The 14,190-nt window shown below is 65.5% G+C and carries 12 protein-coding genes; 5 read left to right on the top strand and 7 right to left on the bottom strand.

From position 1 onward, the window contains the following. Positions 1-43 precede the first annotated feature (43 nt). Positions 44-1,021, top strand: a complete 978-nt coding sequence (locus LFL96_RS11745) for a DUF1853 family protein (RefSeq protein ID WP_281000714.1) — start codon at positions 44-46, stop codon at positions 1,019-1,021. A gap of 43 nt (positions 1,022-1,064) precedes the next feature. Here LFL96_RS11745 and thiD read toward each other — a convergent pair whose 3' ends face one another. Together thiD and lplT are read right to left on the bottom strand one after the other, a co-directional pair. Beyond that, a complete protein-coding gene (thiD, locus tag LFL96_RS11740) occupies positions 1,065-1,871 on the bottom strand; it encodes a bifunctional hydroxymethylpyrimidine kinase/phosphomethylpyrimidine kinase (protein WP_280995415.1) in 807 nt (268 codons plus the stop codon). An 83-nt stretch (positions 1,872-1,954) separates the two neighbouring features. Then, positions 1,955-3,262, bottom strand: a complete 1,308-nt coding sequence (lplT, locus tag LFL96_RS11735) for a lysophospholipid transporter LplT (protein WP_280995414.1) — start codon at positions 3,260-3,262, stop codon at positions 1,955-1,957. A gap of 218 nt (positions 3,263-3,480) precedes the next feature. On the opposite strand from lplT, the gene alr reads away from it, so the two are divergent. The 3 genes from alr to LFL96_RS11720 all read left to right on the top strand — a co-directional run bounded on the left by alr (position 3,481) and on the right by LFL96_RS11720 (position 6,443). Further along, positions 3,481-4,551, top strand: a complete 1,071-nt coding sequence (alr, locus tag LFL96_RS11730) for an alanine racemase (protein WP_280995413.1) — start codon at positions 3,481-3,483, stop codon at positions 4,549-4,551. Between the two features lie 49 nt (positions 4,552-4,600). After that, positions 4,601-5,977, top strand: a complete 1,377-nt coding sequence (gene radA, locus LFL96_RS11725) for a DNA repair protein RadA (RefSeq protein ID WP_280995412.1) — start codon at positions 4,601-4,603, stop codon at positions 5,975-5,977. A gap of 187 nt (positions 5,978-6,164) precedes the next feature. After that, positions 6,165-6,443: a DUF2866 domain-containing protein gene (locus tag LFL96_RS11720; RefSeq protein WP_280995411.1), complete on the top strand. Its 279-nt coding sequence runs from the start codon at positions 6,165-6,167 to the stop codon at positions 6,441-6,443. A 148-nt stretch (positions 6,444-6,591) separates the two neighbouring features. Here the strand turns inward: LFL96_RS11720 and LFL96_RS11715 are convergent, their stop codons facing one another. After that, positions 6,592-7,683, bottom strand: a complete 1,092-nt coding sequence (locus LFL96_RS11715) for a CaiB/BaiF CoA-transferase family protein (RefSeq protein WP_281000711.1) — start codon at positions 7,681-7,683, stop codon at positions 6,592-6,594. A gap of 118 nt (positions 7,684-7,801) precedes the next feature. Then, positions 7,802-9,814, bottom strand: a complete 2,013-nt coding sequence (locus tag LFL96_RS11710) for an ATP-binding cassette domain-containing protein (RefSeq protein WP_280995410.1) — start codon at positions 9,812-9,814, stop codon at positions 7,802-7,804. Positions 9,815-9,950: 136 nt separating this feature from the next. Between LFL96_RS11710 and LFL96_RS11705 the strand changes: the two genes are divergently transcribed. Then, the gene (locus LFL96_RS11705; protein WP_280995409.1) at positions 9,951-10,430 is read left to right on the top strand and encodes a glutathione peroxidase; all 480 of its coding nucleotides are present in this window, start codon (positions 9,951-9,953) and stop codon (positions 10,428-10,430) included. Positions 10,431-10,447: 17 nt separating this feature from the next. On the opposite strand, the gene cls is transcribed toward LFL96_RS11705, so the two are convergent. From cls to dapE, 3 genes are read right to left on the bottom strand one after another with little or no spacing between them, the layout of a single operon-like run. Then, complete coding sequence (cls, locus tag LFL96_RS11700) at positions 10,448-11,899, bottom strand: cardiolipin synthase (protein ID WP_280995408.1); 1,452 nt, start codon at positions 11,897-11,899, stop codon at positions 10,448-10,450. Between the two features lie 28 nt (positions 11,900-11,927). After that, positions 11,928-12,812 carry a 50S ribosomal protein L3 N(5)-glutamine methyltransferase gene (gene prmB, locus LFL96_RS11695; RefSeq protein WP_280995407.1) on the bottom strand — a complete coding sequence of 295 codons (885 nt, stop codon included), beginning with the start codon at positions 12,810-12,812 and terminating at the stop codon, positions 11,928-11,930. Positions 12,813-12,861: 49 nt separating this feature from the next. Next, the gene (gene dapE / locus LFL96_RS11690; RefSeq protein ID WP_280995406.1) at positions 12,862-14,001 is read right to left on the bottom strand and encodes a succinyl-diaminopimelate desuccinylase; all 1,140 of its coding nucleotides are present in this window, start codon (positions 13,999-14,001) and stop codon (positions 12,862-12,864) included. Between the last annotated feature and the right edge of the window lie 189 nt (positions 14,002-14,190).

Below are 14,190 nucleotides of genomic sequence, written 5' to 3'. Positions count from 1 at the left end.
CGACACGCCGCTCGCGGTGCCGCGGGCCGGGCCGCAAAATGCGCTGCTAAAAGATGTCCTGAACGATCTCCTGAACGACCTGCGCGTCACCGCCGTGCGCGATCTCGCGTGGCTGCTGCTCAGCCCCGACCTGTTGCGTCCGCAACCACCGGCCGGCGCGCTGGCGACGCCATTCGCGACCCCCGACGAATTCGACGCCACCGTCGCCTGGCTGCGCGCGCTCGATGCCGCGCCGCAGCCGCTGCTGCAACACCTCGCGGCGATCCGCATGTCGCGCGTTGGGCGCTACGCCGAACGTCTGCTCGGCTGGTTTCTCGAGCAGGGGCCGGCCGCGCGGCTCATCGCGGCGGGCGTGCAGTTGAGGCGCGACGGCATCACGCTCGGCGAATGCGATTTTCTGCTGCAGACGAGGCAGGGCGTCCGCCTGCATTGGGAACTGGCGATGAAGTGCTACCTGCATGCGGGCGCGGGCCGTGGCCAACTGGCGGATTTTGTCGGCCCGAATCTCAAGGACCGTCTCGATCTGAAGCGCGCGCATCTGCTGAATCATCAATTGCCGATCAGCGCGCGCGACGAGTTCGCGTCGACCGGATACGCGGGGTCGTGGATTCCGCAGATGTTCGTCAAAGGCTGGCTGTTTTACCGGCACGCGCAGACGCCACCGGAGTGCGCCGAACTCGATCCGGCGCACGGACGCGGCTGGTGGGTGACGAGCAGCGAGTGGCTCGACTTTGCCCGCACGCATGCGAGCTGGTGGCGGCCGTTGCCGCGTCTGGAGTGGCTCGCGCCGAGGCGGATCGAGCAGCGCGTCGAGCAGGGCATCGAACAGCAGACGGATGCGGATGGGGATAGGACGGTCGTCGACGCCGAAACGCTCGCCGGGCAAATCACACTGCTGCGTGGACCGGTCACGGTCGTCGCGTTGGCGGACGATGCCGCAGGCGATCTGGTGGAACGTTCGCGCGGTTTTATCGTGCCGGACGACTGGCCCGAGCAGGCACAGCGTCACGCGCGCTTATAGCGGCTTATAGAGGCTCGTAGAGAGACGTAGAGCGCTCCCGCCCTCACCACCAGCGATAAAAATGATGCACCGGCCCGACCCCGCTACCGACCGCTAACCGGTCGCTAGCCTGCAACGCGCCGGTCAGATACACCTTCGCATCCGCCACCGCGCTCGCCAGATCGTCCCGCTGCGGAATCAGCGCGGCGATCGCCGACGACAACGTGCAGCCCGTGCCGTGCGTATTCTTCACCGGCACACGCGGACCGCCCAGCCGCAGGGTTCCGCTTGCCTCGATGAGCCAGTCGGGACTATCGGTCGCGCTCAGATGGCCGCCCTTCATCAGCACCGCCCGCGCGCCCAGCGCGCGCAACGCTTCGCCTTGCTCGACCATCGCGGCTTCGTCGGTCGCGGCGGGGATGCCGAGCAGCGCGGCCGCTTCCGGCAGATTCGGCGTCAGCAGATCGGCGAGCGGCAGCAATTCGTCGCGCACCGCGGCCACCGCATCCGGCAGCAGCAACGCGTGATTGCTCTTCGAAATCATCACCGTGTCGAGCACGACGTGCTGCGGCTTGTGACGCCGCAACGCATCCGCGACCGCCCGCGCGATGGACGCATTCGCCAGCATGCCGATCTTCACGGCATCGATACGCAGGTCGTCGAACACGGCATCAAGTTGCGCGGTGATGAACGCCGCATCCGGCGCGTGAATCGCGGTCACGCCGCGCGTGTTCTGCGCGGTAAGCGCGGTGATCACGCTCGCGCCGTACGCGCCGAGCGCCGAGAAAGCCTTCAGGTCGGCCTGAATGCCGGCGCCGCCGCCGGAATCGGAACCGGCGATCGTCAGCACATTGGGAATCGATTGAGTCATGGCGAGCGGCGAAGAAGACAGACGGAAAGACGCGGCCGGCGAGCTGGCCGGCCATCCCGCGAGGGGTGAATGAATTTGACGGGTCAGTGCTTGGCTTCGCCGATCAGCGCGACCGAGTCGAACGCGCGCTGATTCGCCTGATGACGGCGCATCACGAGCCACATCATCACGCACACGAACGTGCCGAACAGCACGATCACCGCGGTGACCGGCACGTCGAGCCAGACCAGCACTGCGTATAGGCACAGCATGACGAGCACGGACAGATTTTCGTTGAAGTTCTGCACGGCGATCGAATGACCGGCCGACAGCAGCACGTGCCCGCGATGCTGAAGCAGCGCGTTCATCGGCACGACGAAAAAGCCGGACAGGCCGCCCACCACCATCAGGAAAATATACGCGACGATCAGATAACCGGGCACATGCATGCGGCCGAAGTACACGCCCCAATGCGCGGGGAACAGATCGCGCGTGTAGAACGCCATCAGCATCACCGCGATGCCCATCATGATGCCGACCGGCAGCACCGACAGCGACTTCTTCAAGGGCACGCGCGAGGCCGCGAAAATCGCGCCGGCCGCCACGCCCACGGCGACCACCGCCTGCAGGATCGCGGCTTCGGAGAGCGACATGTTCAGCGACACCTCGGCCCACTTCAGCACGATGAATTGCAGCGTCGCGCCGGCGCCCCAGAACAGCGTGGTCACGGCGAGCGAAATCTGGCCGAGCTTGTCGCGCCACAGCACCAGAAAGCAGTCGGCGAAATCGGTGACGAGCTTGATCGGGCCGCGTTCCTGTTTCGGATAGCGCGCGCCGGTGTCGGGAATGCGCAGGTTGAACAGCGCGGCGACCACGTAGATCGCCATGATCACGAGCATGGCCGCTTCGGCGGGGGTGTCGACGGTGGGAATGTGCTGGCGCAGGATCGGCGCGGCGATGTGCGGACTGATCAGCGCGCCGCCAAGCACGGTGCCGAGAATGATCGAACCGACCGTGGTGCCTTCGATCCAGCCGTTCGCGGCGACCAGCCGGTCAGGCGGCAGCAGTTCGGTGAGAATGCCGTATTTGGCGGGCGAGTAGGCCGCCGCGCCGAAACCCACGATGCCGTACGCAATCAGCGGATGCGCGCCGATCAGCATCGTGATGCAGCCGACGACCTTGATGGTATTGGTGACGAACATCACGCGTCCTTTCGGACGGGAGTCGGCGAAGGCGCCCACGAACGCAGCCAGCACGACGTACGACAGCACAAAGAACAGCTTGAGCAGCGGCGTCATCCAGTTCGGGGCGTGAAGATCTTTCAGCAGTGCAATTGCAGCGATCAGAAGCGCATTGTCGGCCAGCGACGAAAAAAACTGCGCGGCCATGATGGTGTAAAAACCTTTTTTCATCTGATGCGATGCTGTCCTCGCTGCGGTCTATCCGGCCCGGCCGTGTGCAAGGCCTCAGGGCTTATACCGTTCGAAATGGGTTGTGCGCACGGCTTTATATCATGAAAATAGCTGGATTCGGACTAGCAAAATCCTTGATCGCACCGCCCAGCAAGCTGCCTGGCGCTGAAAACGCCCTGTAAGCTGCTGATTCGCAAGCGTCTTTACGAAAATATCCCATGCCGCGCCCCCTCTCAGCCACGATCCATACCGCCGCACTCGCCAATAACCTCGCCGTCGCCCGGCGCTACGCGCCGAAATCCAAAATCTGGGCCGTCGTCAAGGCCAATGCTTACGGGCACGGGCTTGCGCGCGCGTTCCCGGGTCTGCGCGCCACCGACGGCTTCGGTTTGCTGGACCTCGAAGAAGCCGTGAAGTTGCGTGAATTGGGTTGGGCTGGCCCGATTCTGCTGCTGGAAGGGTTCTTTCGTCCGACCGATATCGACGTGATCGACCGCTACAGCCTGACCACCGCGCTGCATTCGGACGAACAACTGCGCATGCTCGAAATGGCGCGCCTGTCCAAGCCCGTCAACATTCAGTTGAAGATGAACACCGGCATGAACCGCCTCGGTTACACGCCGGAGAAATTCCGCGCCGCGTGGGAGCGCGCGCGTGCCTGCCAGGGCGTCGGCCAGATCACGTTGATGACGCACTTTTCCGATGCCGACGGCGAGCGCGGCATCGCGCATCAGATGGAAGCGTTCGAGCGCGGCGCGCAGGGCATCGCCGGCGCGCGCAGCCTGTCCAACTCGGCGGCCACGCTGTGGCACCCGGCCGCGCATTTCGACTGGGTGCGCCCGGGCATCATCATGTATGGCGCGTCGCCGTCGGGCGTGACGGCCGCGATCGAGGGCACGGGTCTGCAGCCGGCCATGACGCTCGCCTCGGAGCTGATCGCCGTGCAGACGCTAAGCGAGGGGCAGACCGTCGGCTACGGCTCGTCGTTCAAATCGCGCGGCGCGATGCGCATCGGCGTGGTCGCGTGCGGTTACGCGGACGGCTATCCGCGGGTTGCGCCGGAAGGCACGCCGGTGATCGTCGACGGCGTGCGCACGCGGATCGTCGGGCGCGTTTCGATGGACATGCTGACCGTCGACCTGACGCCGGTGCCGACCGCCAACGTCGGCTCGCGCGTCGAACTGTGGGGTACTTCGCTGCCGATCGACGACGTCGCGCAGGCATGCGGCACGATCGGCTACGAGCTGATGTGCGCGGTCGCGCCGCGCGTGCCGGTGCGGGCCGAGTAAGCCGGGCTTCACCTCCATTCCAGAAACAGCAAACAAGGCAAGCTCGCGCGTGGCAAAACCCAAGACTCTGTATATCTGTAGCGAATGCGGCGGACAGTCGCCGAAATGGGCCGGGCAGTGCCCGTCGTGCAACGCGTGGAACACGCTGGTCGAGTCGGTGGCGGAAGCGCCGTCCACGCACCGCTTCCAGTCGCTGGCGAAGAGCGCGCCGGTGCGCCGTCTCGCCGACATCGAGGCGTCCGACGTGCCGCGCTTCTCGACCGGCGTCAGCGAATTCGACCGCGTGCTCGGCGGCGGTCTGGTGCCGGGTGGCGTGGTGCTGATCGGTGGCGATCCGGGTATCGGCAAATCGACGCTGCTGCTGCAGTCGCTCGCCGAAATCGCCGCGGACAAACGGGCGCTCTATATCAGCGGGGAAGAATCGGCCGCGCAGATCGCGTTGCGCGCGCAGCGTCTTTCGCTGCTGGAACCGGGCTCGAAGGCGAGCGAGCTGCAATTGCTCGCGGAAATCCAGCTCGAAAAAATTCAGGCGACGATCGCCGATCATCAACCCGACGTCGCCGTGATCGACTCGATCCAGACCGTCTACTCCGACGCGCTGACTTCCGCGCCGGGTTCGGTCGCGCAGGTGCGCGAGTGCGCCGCGCAACTCACGCGGATCGCCAAGCAATCGGGCACCACGATCATCATGGTCGGCCACGTGACCAAGGAAGGCGCGCTCGCGGGGCCGCGCGTGCTCGAACATATCGTCGATACGGTGCTGTACTTCGAGGGCGACACGCATTCGTCGTACCGTCTGGTGCGCGCGATAAAGAACCGCTTCGGCGCGGTCAACGAACTCGGCGTGTTCGCGATGACCGAGCGCGGCTTGCGCGGCGTGGCCAATCCGTCGGCGCTGTTCCTGTCGCAGCACGAGCAGTCGGTGCCGGGTTCGTGCGTGCTGGTCACGCAGGAGGGCACGCGCCCGCTGCTGGTCGAAGTGCAGGCGCTGGTGGATGCGGCCAATGCGCCGAATCCGCGGCGTCTCGCGGTCGGTCTCGAACAGAACCGGCTCGCGATGCTGCTGGCGGTGCTGCATCGTCACGCGGGCATCGCCTGCTTCGATCAGGACGTGTTTCTCAACGCGGTGGGCGGCGTGAAGATCACCGAACCCGCCGCCGACCTCGCCGTGCTGCTCGCGATTCATTCGTCGATGCGTAACAAACCGTTGCCCAAGGGTCTCGTCGTGTTCGGCGAAGTGGGGCTCGCCGGCGAAATCCGGCCGTCGCCGCGTGGCCAGGAGCGTCTGAAGGAAGCGGCCAAGCTCGGCTTCTCGGTCGCGGTGATTCCGAAGGCCAACGCGCCGAAGCAGCCGATCGAAGGCTTACAGGTCGTTGCGGTCGAACGGATCGAACAGGCGATCGACCGGGTCCGCACGCTCGAATAGACGGACTTGCGGCGCCTTCGGGCGCCGTCCGGCACCGCCTTGCGCGGTAATGGCCGGTAAATATCTCCATATTGGTTGTAACCAAGCCGCCATTGCTTTTTTCTAAGCTGCAAGCGTCATGCATGGCCATGCATGCAACACGTGTTGCTCGCGTCGCTTCATCGGATGCCGGAAAAAGGATTGCGCCTTGAAACAATCAGTTAAAACCACCGCCGAGCGGCCTATCCAGGTGCGCGGCTGCCGCGTCTCGGCGCCGATTCGCCAGCCTTGGGGCGGCGCGTGCCGGATCGTGGAGTGGATCGATACGACCGGGCAGATCTCGCGCCGCGTGGTCGCCGAGGATGCCACCGCCGCGGAAGTTCGCGCCACGATCAACCGGCATGTGGAAGGCCGCAAGCACGTGCTGTACGACGATGAAAAGACGCCTCGTCAGACCTTGCCGCGGCAGACGGTGGTGCGGCGGTGAGGTGAGCGCGATGATGTGGGCGCGATGAGGTAAGCGCGATGAGGTGGGCGCGGCGAGTAGAGCGCCGCGAGATGAACGCCGCGAGCCAATGGCCGTGCGATGACTCCTCAGGCGATCGGCCGAAGCCCGATCGCCGCTTGCGTCGAACTCACTTGAACCCGCGTTTGACTTCGCCGCGCGGCTTCCCTTCAGCCGATGCCTTTTCCTTTTCAGCGGCGCGCAACGACGCCGCATAAGCGTCGGGATTGAACAGCGGATGCCGCGCCGCCTCCGCCGCCGTCAGCACCGGCGACACGCAGCAGTCGAGCGGTTCCAGCAACGACACCCATTCCTGCAGCGGACGCTTGCCGATCACCCCGGCCAGTTCCTGCATGAGCGCGATGGCGTCCGGGCCGCCGATCGCCTGACCGAGACTCCAGTGACGCGTGGCCCACTCGGGCCGGTCGAGCGCCATGCATAAGGTTTCCCAGAACTTCAGTTCGAGCGCGCCGACTGCGAGCCAGCGCTCGTCGAGCGTGCGGTACAGGTTATAGCAGGGCACACCGCCATTCAGCAGACCGGCGCCCGCGGCCGGCGCCGCGCCTTCGTTGATCAGCGAGACCTGCGCGAGCACGTTGTGCGCGTAGGACGCATGGGTCATCGACACGTCGACGAAGCGGCCATCGCCGCCGCGCGACACGTGCCACAGCGCGGCGAGAATCTGCGTGACCGCGCTCAGCGCGCCGCCCAGCAGATCGGCGATCTGGAAATTCGGCAGGATCGGCGTGCCGTCGCGGCTCGCCAGTTGATCGAGCACGCCCGCATAGCCGATGTAGTTCAGATCGTGCCCGGCATGCTCGACGAAAGGACCGCTCGCACCGTAGCCGCTGATCGAGCAGTAGACGAGCCGTGGATTGAGTGCGCGCAAGGTGTCGTAGCCGAGGCCCAGCCGATCCATCACGCCCGGCCGGAAACTCTCGATCAGCACGTCCGCTTCGGCCGCGAGCGCGCGCAGCACGTTGCGGCCCGCGTCGGACTTGAGGTCGAGGCGGGTCTCGCGTTTGCCGCGATTCACCAGCCGGTAGAACGCGCCGGGGCGCCCGGCGACGCGGTCGCTCGACGACTGCAGCATCGTGCGGGTCGGGTCGCCGGCGCCGGGCGCTTCGATCTTCAGCACGTCGGCGCCGAGTTCGGCGAGCCGCAGCGCGGCGACCGGGCCGGGCAGCAGCCGCGTGAGGTCGAGTACGCGCAGCCCCTGCAACGCGGGCGGCGCCGCATTGGACGCAGGCACCGGCGATGTAGACGATGCGGACGATGCTGTCGTGGATGACAAGGCCAACCTCCCGTCGATACCGGCGCGGACCGGAAACCGTTTGCCGCTAGCCGATCTGTTCGAGTTCCTCGTGCGTCTCGAGCCATTCGGCTTCGAGCGTTTCGAGGCGCGCGTTCACGTCTGCCTGACGGCGGATCGCATCCGTCAGTTTGCTCTTCTGTTCGGGCTCGTAACTGGCCGGATCGACGACGAAGGCATCGAGCTGCGTCTTCTCCGTGTTGAGCGCGTCCATTTCCTTTTCGATCTTCGTGATGCGGCTTTGCAAGGGCTTCTTCAGATGCGCGAGCTTCTGCCGCGTTTCCGCTTCGAGCCGGCGCTGTTCCTTGCGATTGACGCCGTTGTCCGCATCGGCGCCGTTGCCGCCATTGCCGCTACCGCCACTGGCGCCGCCGTTCGATGCAGCGCCGGCCTTGAGCGCCGCGCGCTGTTCCGCCGCGTGCTGCAGCAGCCAGTCGCGATAGTCGTCGAGATCGCCGTCGAATTCCTGCAGGCGATGCTTCGCGACCAGCATGAACTGGTCGGTGGTGGCGCGCAGCAGATGCCGGTCGTGCGACACCAGAATCAGCGTGCCTTCGAACTGCGCGAGCGCCATGGTCAGCGCGTGACGCGTTTCGAGATCCAGGTGGTTGGTCGGCTCGTCGAGCAGCAGCAGGTTCGGCTTTTGCCAGATGATCAGCGCCAGCGCGAGACGGGCCTTCTCGCCCCCGGAGAACGGCGCGATCTTCGAGGTCGCCATTTCGCCGGAGAAATTGAAGCTGCCGAGGAAGTCGCGCAGTTCCTGTTCGCGCGTGTCGGGCGCGAGACGCGCGAGGTGCTGCAACGGCGTATCGTCCGCGCGCAGCGTTTCGAGCTGGTGCTGCGCGAAGTAGCCGATACGTAGCCCCTTGCCTTCGCGTACGTGACCGCCCAATGCGGGCAGCGTGCCCGCCAGTGTCTTGATCAGCGTGGACTTGCCCTGGCCGTTCGCGCCGAGCAGGCCGATGCGCTGCCCGTTCTGGATCGACAGCATGACGCGCTCGACGATCGGAATCTCGGCGCCCTCGCTGCCGTCCGCGCTTTCCACGTTTTCCCCGCTTTCCGTGCTCTCCACGCGATAGCCGCAACGCACGTCTTCCATCACCATCATCGGATTCGGCGCGGAGTCGGGCGTGCGGAATTCGAACGTGAACGGCGAAGCCGCGTGCGCCGGCGCGATCAGCTCCATCTTCTCCAGCGCCTTCACCCGGCTTTGCGCCTGACGCGCCTTGGTGGCCTGCGCCTTGAAGCGGTTGATGTAGCTCTGCAGATGCGCGACCGTGCGCTGCTGCTTGTCATACGCGCTCTGTTGCAGCGCGATCTGCTGCGCGCGCAGCACTTCGAATTGCGAGTAGTTGCCGCCGTAGCGCTTGATCTGCTGTTGCTCCAGATGCAGCGTGACATTGCAGACCGAGTCGAGGAATTCGCGGTCGTGCGAAATCACGATCAGCGTGCCCGGATAACGATGCAGCCAGTCTTCGAGCCAGACGATCGCGTCCAGGTCCAGGTGGTTGGTCGGTTCGTCGAGCAGCAGCAGATCGGAGCGGCACATCAGCGCCTGCGCGAGATTCAGCCGCATGCGCCAGCCGCCCGAAAAGCTGCTGACCGGCTCGCGGGTCTGGTCGAGCGTGAAGCCGAGGCCGAGCAGGAGTGCCTCGGCACGCGCGGGCGCGGTGTAGCCGTCGGCATCCGCGAACGCGGCGTGGGCTTCGCCTTCGGCCGCGCCGTCGTGCGCGGCGGAGGCGGCGGCAATGGCGGCTTCGATCGCGCGCAACGCGGCGTCGCCATCCAGCGTGTAGGCGAGGGCGGTTTTGTCCGCGGCCGGCGTTTCCTGCGCGACGTGGGCGATCTGCCAGTTGGGCGGAATCGAAAAGTCGCCGCCGTCCGCATGCAGTTCACCGAGCAGCACGGCGAACAGCGTCGACTTGCCCGCGCCGTTCGCTCCGACCAGACCGGCCTTTTCGCCGGGGTTGAGCGTGAACGTGGTGTTGTCGAAAAGCGGCTTGGTACCGCGTGCAAGGCTGAACTGATTAAAGCGGATCACGACGAGGCCGGCAGAAGAAAACCGCTATTTTAGACTGCCGGCGAGGACACCGGGCGCTCAACGGGGATAGGCCATTCGGCCGACTGTAACGGCGCGTCTTTTGGCATAGACTGGCAGCTTTTACGGGGGACAGCACATGACATCGATCTATTCGTTTTCGGCACGCACGCTCGGCGGCGAGGAAGTGAGCCTCACGCAGTATCAAGGCAAGGTGCTGCTGATCGTCAACACCGCGAGCGAGTGCGGATTCACGCCGCAATACGCGGGCTTGCAGAAGCTGTACGACACCTATGCGGCGCGCGGTCTCGCGGTGCTCGGCTTTCCATGCAACCAGTTCGGCAAACAGGAACCGGGTGACGCGACGCAGATCGGCAGTTTCTGCGAGAAGAACTTCGGCGTGACCTTTCCGATGTTCGACAAGATCGACGTGAACGGCGCGAATGCGCATCCGCTGTTCCGCTATCTGACCGGCGAGGCGCCGGGCGTGCTGGGCATCGAGGCGGTGAAGTGGAATTTCACCAAATTCCTGATCGGCCGCGACGGCGACGTGGTCAAGCGTTATGCGCCGATGACCAAGCCCGAGGCGATTGCCGAGGACATCGAAAAGCAGTTGTGAGCGTGAAAGCCTGGCGTCTACAGCACCGGTGAAAAGAGCCGCGCCACGTGCATCGCCACGCGGCGCAGCGCGCTGGCCTGCCGGTATTCGTTGCGGTCGATTTCGCGCGATTCGGCGAAGTCGTTCAGCAGCATCGTCTCGACCTCGTCGGCGAAATGACGGTCCACCGTCAGCACCATGATTTCGAAGTTCAGACGGAACGAACGGTTGTCGAGATTGGCGCTGCCGATCGCGGCGGCCACGTTGTCGATCAGCACGACCTTCTGGTGCAGGAAGCCAGGCTGATAACGGAAGATGCGGATGCCCGCGCGCAGGCAGTCGAACGCATACAGCTTCGACGCGGCGAAGACCACGCGGTGATCGCGCCGGCTCGGAATCAGGATGCGCACATCCACGCCGCGCAGCACCGCGAGCCGCAAGGCCGAGAACACCGCTTCGTCGGGTACGAGATAGGGCGAGGTAATCCAGATCCGCTCGCGCGCGGCGTTGATCGCCTCGACGAAAAAGAGCGAGCAGGTCTCCTGCTTGTCGGCCGGTCCGCTCGGCACGACGAGGCAGTGCATGCCGGGCGCCGTGAGCGGATCGGCGGGCGGCGCGGGCGGCATGTCGAATTCGGGCAGTTGCTGGGTCGCCCAGTACCAGTCCTCGGTGAAGACGAACTGGATGCTGGCCACCGTCGGGCCGCGTACTTCGATATGGGTATCGCGCCATGGCGAGAGCGGCGGCTTGCCGCCCAGATACTCCACACCCACGTTATGACCGCCGACGAACGCGCGTTCGCCATCCACCGAGACGATCTTGCGGTGATTGCGGAAATTCAGTTGCAGCCGGTTCACGAAGCGCCGGTTGGTCGCGAACGGATGCGTTTCGACGCCCGCCGCGCGCAGCGAAGCCACGTAGCGGTGCGGCAGATCGAAACTGCCGATGCTGTCGTACAGGAAGTACACGCGCACGCCTTGCTGCGCTTTCGCGATCAGCGCGTCCTTGAGCATCTCGCCGAGCGAGTCGTCGCGCACGATGAAAAACTGCACGATCACGTAGCGGCGCGCGTTTTCGATCGCCTCGAAGATCGCTTCGAAGGTGGCTTCGCCGTTCACCAGCGTGCGCACCGCATTGCCCGGCAGGAACGGCATGCCGCCCAGACGCGTGAGCGAATGCACGAGCCGCGCGCCGAGTTGCTGGGTCGGCAAACCCGCGGACGAAGCGCGCGTGTCCCATTCCGGCGGATGCGCACGGGTGCGCAGCAACTCGTTTTCGACGCGGCGGGCGTCCGCATACCCCGCGAACTTGCTGCGGCCGAGGAACAGATACGGCACCAGCGTCAGATAGGGCATGGCGACCAGCGACACGGCCCACGCAATCGCGCCTTGCGAGGTGCGGGTGTTGAGAATCGCGTGGCACGCGGCGATCACGCCGAGGATGTGCGCGAGAGCAACCAGCGGACCGACGTGAAGCAGGTCGAATTGCATAGGCGGACGAAGGGTTGGCGAGGCGCCGTCAAACCGGCAGATCGTTGGCCTGGATCAGGAACACGTTGTCGTCGCCGGCGCTGGTCGACAGCCACACCAGATCGAGGCCGCCGAACGCCGCTTCGACGTTGGCCCGCTCGTTGCCGATCTCGACCACCAGCACGCCGTCGTCGGTCAGCCAGTTGCGCGCCTGCGCGATGATGCGCCGCACGATGTCCATGCCGTCGGCGCCGCCCGCGAGCGCCATGTCGGGCTCGTGCTTGTACTCGGCCGGCAGTTCCTGCATCGACGTCGCGTTCACGTACGGCGGATTGCTGATGATCACGTCGTAGCGGCGCTCGGCGAGCGGTGTGTACAGATCGCCTTCGAACAGCGCGATGCGGTCGTCGAGTTCATAGTCGGCGACGTTGCGTCTGGCGACTTCGAGCGCGGGCGCGGACAGGTCCACCGCATCGATGTCCGCGTTCGGAAACGCGTGCGCCGCGAGAATCGCGAGGCAGCCGGAGCCGGTGCACAGTTCCAGCACCGCGCCGACCTGCTCGGGATCTTCCACGTACGGCTGCAAGCCGTCCTGCAGCAACTCGCCGATGAACGAACGCGGCACGATCACGCGCTCGTCGACGTGGAAACGGTAGCCGTGCATCCACGCTTCCTGCGTGATGTACGCGGCCGGCACGCGCTCGCTCGCGCGGCGTTCGATCACGTTGAGCACGGCGTCGATTTCGGCCGGGCTCAGGCGCGCGTCGAGGAACGGGTCCAGCAGATCGAGCGGCAGATGCAGCGTATGCAGCACCAGATAGGCGGCTTCGTCGAACGCGTTGGCCGAGCCGTGGCCGAACGACAGGCCAGCCTGGTTGAAGCGCGACACCGCGAAACGCAGCAGGTCGCGAACGGTGGAAAACGGGAGCGTCATCGCGAAAAGTCCTTGGGTTCTTTGGTTCTTTGGTTCTTCAGTCGATCGGTCAGGCGATCAGTTGTTCGAGCACGCGGCGGTACACGTTTTTCAGCGGCTCGATATGGGCGACTTCGATATGTTCGTCGATCTTGTGGATGCTGGCGTTCAGCGGTCCGAACTCGATCACCTGCGGGCAGAGGCGCGCGATGAAGCGGCCGTCCGACGTGCCGCCGGTGGTCGACAGTTCGGTGGTGACGCCGGTTTCGTCCTTGATCGCCGTGGCGAGCGCGTTCGACAGTTCGCCGCGCGGCGTCAGGAACGGCAGACCGCTGACGGTCCAGTGCAGGTCGTATTCGAGCCCGTGTCTGTCCAGAATCGCATGCACGCGAGCCTGCAGGCCTTCCACCGTGCTGGCGGTCGAGAAGCGGAAGTTGAACATCACGTCCGCGTGGCCCGGAATCACGTTGGTCGCGCCGGTGCCGCTGTGCAGGTTCGACACCTGCCAGGTGGTGGGCGGGAAGTATTCGTTGCCGTCGTCCCAACGTTCGGCGACCAGTTCGGCGAGCGCGGGCGCGAGCAGATGCACCGGGTTCTTCGCCAGATGCGGATACGCGATGTGGCCTTGCACGCCCTTGACGACCAGCTTGCCCGACATCGAGCCGCGCCGGCCGTTCTTCACCATGTCGCCGAGCTGCGCGCTCGACGTCGGCTCGCCGACGATGCAGTAGTCCATGCGCTCGCCGCGCGCCTGCAGCGCTTCGACGACCTTCACGGTGCCGTCGGTGGCGGGGCCTTCCTCGTCGCTCGTGATCAGGAACGCGATCGAGCCGCGGTGCGCCGGGTGCGCCGCGACGAATTCCTCGCTCGCCACCACGAAGCCGGCGATCGACGCCTTCATGTCCGCCGCGCCGCGACCGTACAGCTTGCCGTCGCGATGGGTCGGCTCGAACGGTGCCGAGTGCCATTGTTCGAGCGGGCCGGTGGGCACCACGTCGGTGTGGCCGGCGAACGCGAGCAGCTTGCCGCCGGTGCCGTCCACGCCGCGTTTCACGGCCCACAGGTTGGTGACGCCGTTCGACTCGATGGTTTCGTGCTCGAAACCGAGCGCGGCGAGGCGTTCGATCAGAAGGCGCTGGCAATGCTGGTCGTCGGGCGTCACGGAGGCGCGCGAGATCAGTTGTTCGGTAAGGGCGAGGGTGCCGGACATGGATTCAGTACTAGCCACTTTGAAATGAAAAAATGCCGGCTGGCGGTGCAGCACCGCAGCCGGCAACAGCTTTTACCCGCGATGTGCGGGACGCGCGGCGAGGCCGCGCCGGACTCATGCGACCGCGCTCATGCGGTCATGCTTATGCGGTCAAGCTCATGCAATCGCTTATGCAAACCGTGCTCACGC

It is taken from the genome of Paraburkholderia sp. D15 (assembly GCF_029910215.1).
GTDB lineage: Bacteria > Pseudomonadota > Gammaproteobacteria > Burkholderiales > Burkholderiaceae > Paraburkholderia.
The sequence above is the reverse complement of the archived record's forward strand: the minus strand, read 5'-3'. Positions and strand labels throughout refer to the sequence as shown.